This is a genomic window from Candidatus Polarisedimenticolia bacterium (genome assembly GCA_035764505.1).
GTDB lineage: Bacteria > Acidobacteriota > Polarisedimenticolia > Gp22-AA2 > AA152 > AA152.
This window is the reverse complement of the sequence record DASTZC010000204.1, coordinates 1-8,696: the sequence shown is the minus strand read 5'-3', so window position 1 is coordinate 8,696 and position 8,696 is coordinate 1. Positions and strand designations below refer to the sequence as shown.

Sequence of the window (8,696 nt, the reverse complement as noted above, 5' to 3'; positions counted from 1 at the left end):
GATCGGAGTCTCCCGGAGTGAGCTCGATGTAGCGCTCCTGCGAGACGTAGGAGAGCGACTTGAGCTGCGCCTGGGTCCCCTCGCGGATTCTCCCCGCGTAGGCCCGATCGACCTGAAGACTCACGCGGATCTCGCGGTCGTTGAGGCTGGACGGAAAGGCAACCTCGCTCACCGTGCCCACCTGCACTCCGACCAGCTTGACCGGCGACCCTTCGGCCAGCCCCGAGACGTTCGGGAAAGAAGTCCAGTACTCGACCTTGCGGGCGAACAGCCGCGATTCTTTGCCTACCGCGAGAATCCCCAGCATCAGGATGAGGCCGGCCGTGAAGATCACCAGCCCCACGCTCGCCTCGCGCGACCTAAGCATCGCCGCCTTCCTGGAAATCGGCAAGAAAAGCTCTCAGCCGGGGGTCGCGGCTGGCGCGCGCCTCCGCCACGGTTCCGGTGAACACCATCTCTCCCTGGTACAGGAAGGCGATCCGGTCGGCCACGCGGAAGGCGCTGGCGATGTCGTGGGTCACCACCACGGAAGTCACCTCGAGGCTCGCCTGCAGGTTGCGGATCAGGTCGTTGATCGCCCGGGCTGTGATCGGGTCCAGTCCCGTGGTCGGCTCGTCGTAGAGGATGGCCGCCGGCTCCAGCGCGATGGCCCGCGCCAGCGCCACGCGCTTGCGCATCCCTCCCGACAGGTCGGAAGGCATGCGCCGCTCGACGGTCTCATCGAGCTCGACCAGCGCCAGCTTGCGGCGCACCCGCTCGGCGATGGCATCCTCCTCCAGCTCGGTGTGCTCGCGCAGCGCATAGGCGACGTTCTCATAGACGTCCATCGAGTCGAACAGGGCGCTTCCCTGGAACAGCATGCCCACCTTCTTGCGCACCGGCATCAGCTCCTCTTCCGACAGGTTCGAAAGATCGGTCCCGTCGACCACGACCCGCCCGCGATCGGGAACCATCAGGCCGATGGTATGGCGCAGGAGGACCGACTTGCCGCTGCCGCTCCCTCCCAAGATGACGATCGTCTCGCCGTGGGCCACCGACAGGGTGACGCCGCGCAGGACGACGTTCTCGCCGAACCGCTTGTGCAGATCCTCGTAGCGGATGAAGGCACTCTCCATCGCTAGAAGATCAGGAAGAGCTTGGTCAGGAAGAAATCCGAGATGAGCACCGCAATCGACGCCGACACCACCGTCTGCGTGGTGGCCCGCCCCACGCCGTCGGCGCCGCCCGACGTGCGCATCCCGTTGTAACAGGCGATCGTCGAGATGAACAGCCCGAAGAACACCGTCTTGCCGATGCCGCTGAAGATGTCGTTGACGTTCAGCGCCGTGCGCACGTGCTTGAGGTAGAAATCCGAGGTCTGCCCCAGCTCGGAGCAGGCAATCATCCATCCCCCCACGATGCCGACGAAATCCCCCAGGATCGTGAGGACCGGGAGCATGAAGGTGGTCGCCAGGACCTTCGGAAATACCAGCTTCTTGACCGGATCGGCCGCCAGCGCCCGGATCGCGTCGATCTGCTCGGTCACTTTCATCGTGCCGATCTCGGCGGTGATACCGGCGCCCACCCGGCCTCCAATCATCAGGGCCGAGAGTACCGGCCCGAGCTCGCGGACGATCGAAAGCGAGACGACGTCGCCGATAAGAAGCTTGCCGAAGGCGGCCCAGGAGGCCGCCGTCTGCAGCGCGAGGACCATTCCGGTGAACAAGGCCGTGGTCAGAACGATGGGAGCCGACCCGACACCCAGGTGGTGAATCTGCTCCACCAGGTTGCGCCATTCCCTGGGGCGGCGGAAGCCCTGGCGCACCGTGTCGCGGGCCAGCAAGCTGATTCCGCCGACATGTTCCAGCGCGTCATTCACGAAGCCGACCATCGGCACCTGCCAGAGGCTCTAGGTGGTTTCAGAACAATAAGTTAACGTCGTAGTGTAGCCAAGGGCAACACTCTCCGTCAAATCCGCCGTGGCGCCTTTCCCCATCCCCCGCCCCCCGGCGTGGCGATTCGGAGCCGCTCTCCCGGCCTCAGGGTCAGGCGGGACTTCGATTCCAGGGGAGCCAGCTTGCCGCCGCGCACCCTCCACGCCCCTCCCCTCGCTCCTTCCCCCCCACCCTGCCTCCCCGCGGGGCCGTGCCGATGTCGATCGGCGAACAGGGCCGCCTGGGTTTCGCCCAGGGCCTCGAATTCCCGCACCACGCCACTCCCGCCGCGGTGCAGTCCCTTTCCCCCGGAGCCGGGCCGCAGAGCATAGCGCGTCACACGGATCGGCAGCGCCTGCTCGAGCGCCTCGATGGGTGTGTTGAGGGAGTTGGTCATGCCGGTATGGACCCCGGAGAGTCCTGCCCGGAGCTTCGAGGCCCCCATGCCTCCTCCAACGGTCTCGTAGTAGGTGAAGCTCCCACCCCGGCGCGGGTCGACCCCCCCGAAGGTAAGGTTGGTCATCGTCCCGCTGCTCTGGGCGGGGATCCGTCCGGGCAGCGCGCGCGCCAGCGCTTTGAGGACCAAGTCCACCACGCGTTGCGAAGCTTCCACGTTGCCGCCCGCCACCGCCGCGGGGCGGCGGGCGGAAAGCACCGTCCCGGGCGGCAGACGCACCTCGATGGCGTCGAAACAGCCTTCGTTGAAAGGAATCTCCTCGCGGACGAGGCAGCGGAAGACGAAGTAGACCGCCGAACGTGTGATGGCCTCCACCGCATTGATGTTGCCGCGCACCTGGGGATCGGTGCCGCCGAAATCGACCTGGATGCTTCCGCGGTGCATGCGGACGCAAACCTTCAGCCGGATGGGATCGGCGGTCACGCCGTCCCCTTCCAGGACCTCTGTCGCCCGGTAGGATCCCTCGGGAATCTCGCGCAGGAAGCTGCGCACGATGCGGCCGGCGTGCCGGATGGTGTCGAAGGACCACGCGGCCAGCCGCGCACGACCCAGTCGCTGCTCCATCTCCTGCAGCAGGCGTCCGCCTTCCCGGTTCGCGGCGATCTGGGCCCGCAGATCGGCCTCCCTCTCGCGCGGCGTTCTCACGTTGGCCAGGAGCAGCCGGAGCAGGTCGGGATCCGGCTCGTCGTGCCGCACCAGCCGGACGGGAGGCAGGATGATGCCTTCCTCATAGATCTCCCGCGACCCGGGGGCCATGGACCCGGGGTGGGCGCCGCCGATGTCGCTGTGGTGCGCCCGGTTGGCCAGGTAATAGCGGGGACGCCGCGCCCGGGCGGGATAGGGCGCGACCAGCGTAATGTCGGGCAGGTGGGTGCCGCCCGAGTAGGGATCATTCACCGCTACCATTTCACCGGCGGCGGGAGGGACGGAGCGCAGCACCTGCCTCACCGCGGCCGGCATGGAGCCGAGGTGCACGGGCATGTGGTCGCCCACCGCCACCGCCCTGCCGCGCGCATCGAACAGCGCACAGGAGTAATCGCGGCGCTCCTTGATGTTCGGCGAGAAGGCCGAGCGCATCAGGACCGTCCCCATCCCCTCGACGATCGACCCGAAGAGACGGCGCGCCATCTCCCGCTCCACGGCCGGGGACCAGCGCGGGGAGCTCTTCATCTTCGGCCCCCGCGGGTGAGTACCAGCTCGCCGCCCGTGCTCCGCACCAGGTGAAAGCCTCTCGCCAGGTAGGTCGTCGCGCTGTACTCGGTGATCAGGACCGGTCCCTGCAGACGCTCTCCAGCGCGGAGCGCCTCCCGCGCGATTTCCCTGACCGCTCCCCGCTGAAAGGCTCGAGTCCCGCCGGAACGCCTCCGGACCGGGGTTCCCTCGATGCCGACCTGCCGGCCCTGCACGCGCACCCGCATCGTGACCAGCTCGACCCATTCGCCTGTCCGTGCATAGCCGAAGCGCCGGCGATGCTCGCGGTGGAAGCGTTCGACCGCATCGGATGCGGCGGGCACGGTGATCTCGTGCGACTGGCCGCGGTAACGGAAGTCGATCTCGCGGACGATCTCGATCGTGGCGTTCTGACCCTGCTCGCGACGCAGGGTCCGAACTCCCTCGCGCACCAAAGGGTCGCTCCAGCGGCGGATCTGATCGCGCGTGAAGCTGCGGCCGGCCGCCAGAAGGGTACGAGAGCCTTCCCAGGCAGCCGGCGAGGCGGCGAGCCCCAGTGCCGAAAGGGTTCCCGGATCGGCAGGCACGAGGATCCTGGTGATGCCCAGCCGCTCCGCCACGCCGCAGGCGAGCAATCCCCCCGCTCCCCCGAACACCAGCAGCTGAAAGGCGGCGGCGGATTGACCGCGCTCGGCGACCAGCGCCCGGATGGCGTTTTCGAGATGCGTTTCCACCAGTCCCACGATTCCTCGGGCGGTCTGATCCACCCCGAGGCGCAGGCTGCGCCCCAGTCTTCCCACGGCGCCGGCCGCGGCGTCGTGGTCCAACGGCATCGTCCCGCCGAGCAGGCCCGCCTTGGGCAGCCGTCCCAGCAGCAGCAGCGCGTCGGTGAGCGTCGGCTCGCGCCCGCCGCGGCCGTAGCAGGCCGGCCCCGGGTCCGCGCCGGCGCTTTCCGGTCCGACGCGCAGCCCGCCCCCCGCGTCACGCCGCGCGATCGATCCGCCCCCGGCCCCCAGGCTGCGGATGTCCAGGGTCGGCAGGAGAAGAGGACTCCCCGAAAGAGAAGTCCGCGGCACGCGCGGCACCTCTCCCAGGCAGAGGGCGACGTCGGTGGAAGTGCCTCCCATGTCGAGGGTGATCAGTCGGGGCGCGCGCAGACGTCCGGCGATCCGGGCGGCTGCCAGCGCCCCGCCCGCGGGACCCGAGAGCAGCGTCCGCACCGGCATCTCGCGGGCCCGCCCGGCGGTCATCCAGCCGCCGCTGCTCCCCATGATGCGCAGGCGCCTGCCGAGGCGGAGTTGCAGCGCTGCGAGGTAGCCTTCCACCGGCCTCGCCAGGACGGCATTCGCCACCGTGGTGCTGGTGCGCTCGAACTCGCGGAACTCGCCGGCCACACGGTGCGACAGCGACACGTGCCAGCCACGCCGGCGCAGCGCCGCTCCCACGCGCCGCTCGTGCGCCGGATTCGCGTAGGCGTGCAGCAGGCAGACGGCGACGGCATCGGGACGCGCGGCCTCCAGGCGCTTCAGCAGACGCCGCAAGGCGACGCGGCGCAGCGGCACGAGAGCTTCGCCGGAGGGGCCGATCCGTTCCTGCAGGCCCAGCCGCAGGCGCGACGGGATCCATTCCACCCTCTCGGGCGGATCGAGCGAGTAGAGACAGGGACGCGCCTGCCTCCCGAGAACCAGGACGTCCTCGAACCCGGCGGTCGTCACCAGCGCCGCCCTGCCGCCGCGGCGCTGCAGGAAGGCATTGGTCGCCACCGTGGTGCCGTGGACGATCGGCGCCGAGGAGCGCAGCAATCCCAATCGCCGCAGCCCTTCCAGGACCGCCCGGGACGGATCCTCGGGGGTGGAGCGCACCTTGAGCACGCGCAGGAGCCCGGAGGACCCCAGCGCGACCAGGTCGGTGAAAGTCCCCCCCGTGTCGATGCCGATACGGACGATTCTCTCCTCGGCCGGTTTCATTGATCTCCTCGCAGCGGGTTGCCTATACTGTGTCGCGTATTCGAAATCCCGTTACATTCGCCCGTCGATCCATCCCGGATGGCGTCGTTGCGTCTCGCTGGCGTACCGCTCGGGTACGCGGCACTCGACGCGCGTCGCAATCCGGGCGGCTCGGCGGCCTCGATGTTAACGTGATTTCGCAAACGCAACATGCGGGCACTCCCAACGCGCTCCTTCTCGGCGAAACCGATGAACCTGCTCCGGCTCACCGCCATCGTGCTGCTCACCACGATCCTCGGATCCTTCGGGATCCTCCTCTGCCTGATCGTGCCCAGCGGCGACGCGGTCCTCCCTCTGGCGCGCTTCTGGGCGCGCTGCATCCTGGCCCTCAGCCGCGTGCGCCTGGAGGTGAGCGGACGGGAGAAGATCCGGCCTCCCGGCCCCTACTTGTTCCTCTCCAACCACCAAAGCCAGTTCGACATCCTCGCGGTCGTCCTGGCGATCCCGGTGCAGTTCCGCATCCTGGCGAAGAAGGAGCTGTTCTACATCCCGATCTTCGGGTGGGTGCTCAAGCTGGCCGGCTTCGTCGGGATCGATCGGAGCAACCGGGAAAAGGCGATCGCCAGCCTCGACGCCGCTGCCGTGCGCCTGCGCCACGGCCGATCGCTGCTCATCTATGCCGAAGGGACCCGCTCGCACGACGGCACGCTGCTTCCTTTCAAGAAGGGAGGGTTCGTCCTGGCGCTGCAGGCGGGAGTGCCGGTGATTCCGATCGGGATCCGGGGCAGCCGCGAGGTCCTTCCCAAGGGAAGCCTGAAGATCCGTCCCGGCACGATCCAGATCTCTCTGGGCGACCCGATCGATCCGGCGCGCTATGCGCCGCAGGACAAGGAAGGGCTGATGGGAGAGGTGCGCAGGAGCATGGAAGGGCTGCTGGCGGCCGAGGCCTAGAAGAACTTGAACAGCAGGATCTCGAATTCCTGCTCCCCCTTCAGCCCGGGGATGTCGGATTGCACCGCGATCCCCCAGTCGAACTGGAACAGCGTGTTCCAGGGCCCCATGAAGTTCCCCGACAATCCCGCACCGGTGAACTTCTGGATCCCGGCGAGCTCGGGATCGCCCTCCGCCAGGTCCTCGTTGCGCACCCGGGCCCAGTCGACGGTCGCCCCGAAGCGCAGGACGTTGCCCAGGTTGAACTGGTAGGAGCCCGAGGCGAGCGTCCCCCGATCGAAGCGCACCCCGCTCCCCGAGAAGCCGCGGACCCGCGTCCCGAAGAAATCGAACTGATACTTGCTGAACCGGTCGAGGCGTTCGCCGGTCAGATAGTCGGCCTGCACGATCACCTTCTGGAAGTAAGGGAGCACGATCTGCTTGGAGATCGAACCCCGATAGCGCAGGAAGGTCTGATCGTCGGAATCGAACTCGGAGAAGAGGCTGCCCACGGCCGGGCTGGCCGGATCGCGGTCGCCCCAGGGCTCCCAGTCGGTGCGATGGACGCGCTCGACGCTCGCCTGCACCGTCCAGCCCCGGCGATCGAACTGCCCCTGGGCCCCTATGCCGAGCTCCCAGGTGTCGGAAGGCGCGACGAACGAGCCGGCCGCGTCCTCGGAGTGGCCGAACTGCTGGTAGTCGACCGTAGCCCGCGCCTTCACCTTGAAGAAATTCCCCAGGGGATATCCCAGGTTGGTGCTCAGGTGCTGGTCGCGGCTGCGGACCGCGACGTTCTCGATCTCCTCGTCACCGACGTAGTAACGGTCGGTGCCGCTGAAGGCGATGCCCAGGACGCTGGCCCCGGCGTCGACCTTGGTCTTGCCGATGCTGGGATTCTGCCAGGAGGCCTGCAGGATGGCTCCGGCGAAGAAGAAGTTGACCTGGTTCTTCGTGTGGCGGAAGTCGAAGCTGAAGTAATCCACGCCGAGCAGCGGGATGACCGGGTAGTCCAGGTTCTGCTCGCGGTACAGGCCCACCGCCCCCAGCAGCGTGCTGCGCGTCTGCGTCGTGCGCACCGTCCGCTCCCCGCCCTCGGAGCGATCGAGGTAGCGGAACCCCTCGTCGGTGTCGCGCATCATTTGATGCTCCGAGGCATAGGCCTCCTGGCGCTTCGCCTCGAAGTCGGGGGAGTTCAGGACGAAATCCTTGAACTTCACCTCACGCAGGACAATCAGGTTGACGCCCGCCAGGGCGTGCCGCTGCTGCCCGTCGATCGACTGCAGCACCCACAGCGGGCTCTCCCCGGTCCCGGGAGCGGGGCCGTAATGATCGCGCTCGTCGTTGCTGGTGACCGGCGGCTGCAGCCCCGTCTGCACCGAGGAGACCTGAATGCGGGCGAAGTTCTTGCGATCGATCCAGACGCGGCCGCGGTACAGGCGCTCCTGTCCCTCGCGGGGGATGAACTCCAGCAGGTAGCAGTCGTGCCCGTCGGCCTTGTCGGTGCCGAGGAGCCGGTATTCGTAGCTCTTGTCGAGGTGCAGGTCGAGAGGCAGCGTCACCACCTTCTCGGGCTGGATGAGCGGCAGGTCGGGCGGCTTCTTGCCGGTCCAGCGGACCCCGTTGAAATAAAAGTCCAGCTGCTCCCACTCCGCCCCGGTGGGGCGGTCCCAGAAGAAGCGGTTGCGGGTGGAGACGTCGATGCTGAAGTGGGCGGTGGCCACCGTGTAGTGATAGCTGATCGTCGCCTCGGCCATGATGCTCTGCAAGCGCCGATCCTGGTCCGCCTGGAATTCCTGGTACCGAGCGATGATCTCCTCGGCGGTCAGCTCGTGGGTCGTCTCGATCTGGGCCGATTCGGGCCCCTTGAGATAGCCGGGGGTGGCGAAGCGCTGGTAGCGCAGGATCAGCGGATTGGGGGATAGCGGCACCTCGGCCCGCGTGGTGCGCGTGGCCGCATCCGACTGCAGGGAAGCGACCTTGTTCTCGGTATTGGCCAGCAGGTCGTCCACCACCGCGCCCGTCACATCCGAGGTGTCGACGACGAGGTCGGCGGTGCCCGCGGCGCCTTGGGGCGAAAGGTAGACCAGAAGGACCTGGAACGTGGAGGCGTCGAAGAACCTCCAGGCCCGCAGCGGCAGCTCACCCCCACCCCCGTCCCGCGATTTGAGCTTCAATCCCGCCACCCCCTCCGGCGAAGGGGCCACGCTGGGTGGAAACAGACGCCGCATCAGAACCAGGAGATTGGCCTGCTCGGGACCCCCATCGGGGGCGGGAGGCAGA

General features: G+C 68.0%; 7 protein-coding genes. 1 reads left to right on the top strand and 6 read right to left on the bottom strand.

All coding sequences use genetic code 11. From position 1 onward, the window contains the following. The 5 genes from VFW45_13430 to VFW45_13410 all read right to left on the bottom strand — a co-directional run. The coding region (locus VFW45_13430; GenBank protein ID HEU5181786.1) for an MCE family protein at positions 1 to 367 on the bottom strand (367 nt) is incomplete at its 3' end. Then, on the bottom strand, positions 360 to 1,115 hold the full coding sequence (locus tag VFW45_13425; protein HEU5181785.1) for an ABC transporter ATP-binding protein: 756 nt from the start codon (positions 1,113 to 1,115) through the stop codon (positions 360 to 362). The genes VFW45_13425 and VFW45_13430, both read right to left, overlap by 8 nt. Before the next feature lie 2 nt (positions 1,116 to 1,117). Further along, on the bottom strand, positions 1,118 to 1,870 hold the full coding sequence (locus VFW45_13420; protein ID HEU5181784.1) for an ABC transporter permease: 753 nt from the start codon (positions 1,868 to 1,870) through the stop codon (positions 1,118 to 1,120). Between the two features lie 77 nt (positions 1,871 to 1,947). Then, positions 1,948 to 3,540 carry a hydantoinase B/oxoprolinase family protein gene (locus VFW45_13415; GenBank protein HEU5181783.1) on the bottom strand — a complete coding sequence of 531 codons (1,593 nt, stop codon included), beginning with the start codon at positions 3,538 to 3,540 and terminating at the stop codon, positions 1,948 to 1,950. Further along, on the bottom strand, positions 3,537 to 5,507 hold the full coding sequence (locus tag VFW45_13410; protein HEU5181782.1) for a hydantoinase/oxoprolinase family protein: 1,971 nt from the start codon (positions 5,505 to 5,507) through the stop codon (positions 3,537 to 3,539). The genes VFW45_13415 and VFW45_13410 overlap by 4 nt, the downstream gene beginning before the upstream one ends. Positions 5,508 to 5,735: 228 nt before the next feature. Between VFW45_13410 and VFW45_13405 the strand changes: the two genes are divergently transcribed. Further along, on the top strand, positions 5,736 to 6,437 hold the full coding sequence (locus VFW45_13405; GenBank protein ID HEU5181781.1) for a lysophospholipid acyltransferase family protein: 702 nt from the start codon (positions 5,736 to 5,738) through the stop codon (positions 6,435 to 6,437). On the opposite strand, the gene VFW45_13400 is transcribed toward VFW45_13405, so the two are convergent. Continuing rightward, positions 6,434 to 8,696, bottom strand: a 2,263-nt coding sequence (locus VFW45_13400; GenBank protein HEU5181780.1) for a hypothetical protein, incomplete at its 5' end; no start/stop codon positions are given. The genes VFW45_13405 and VFW45_13400 overlap by 4 nt on opposite strands.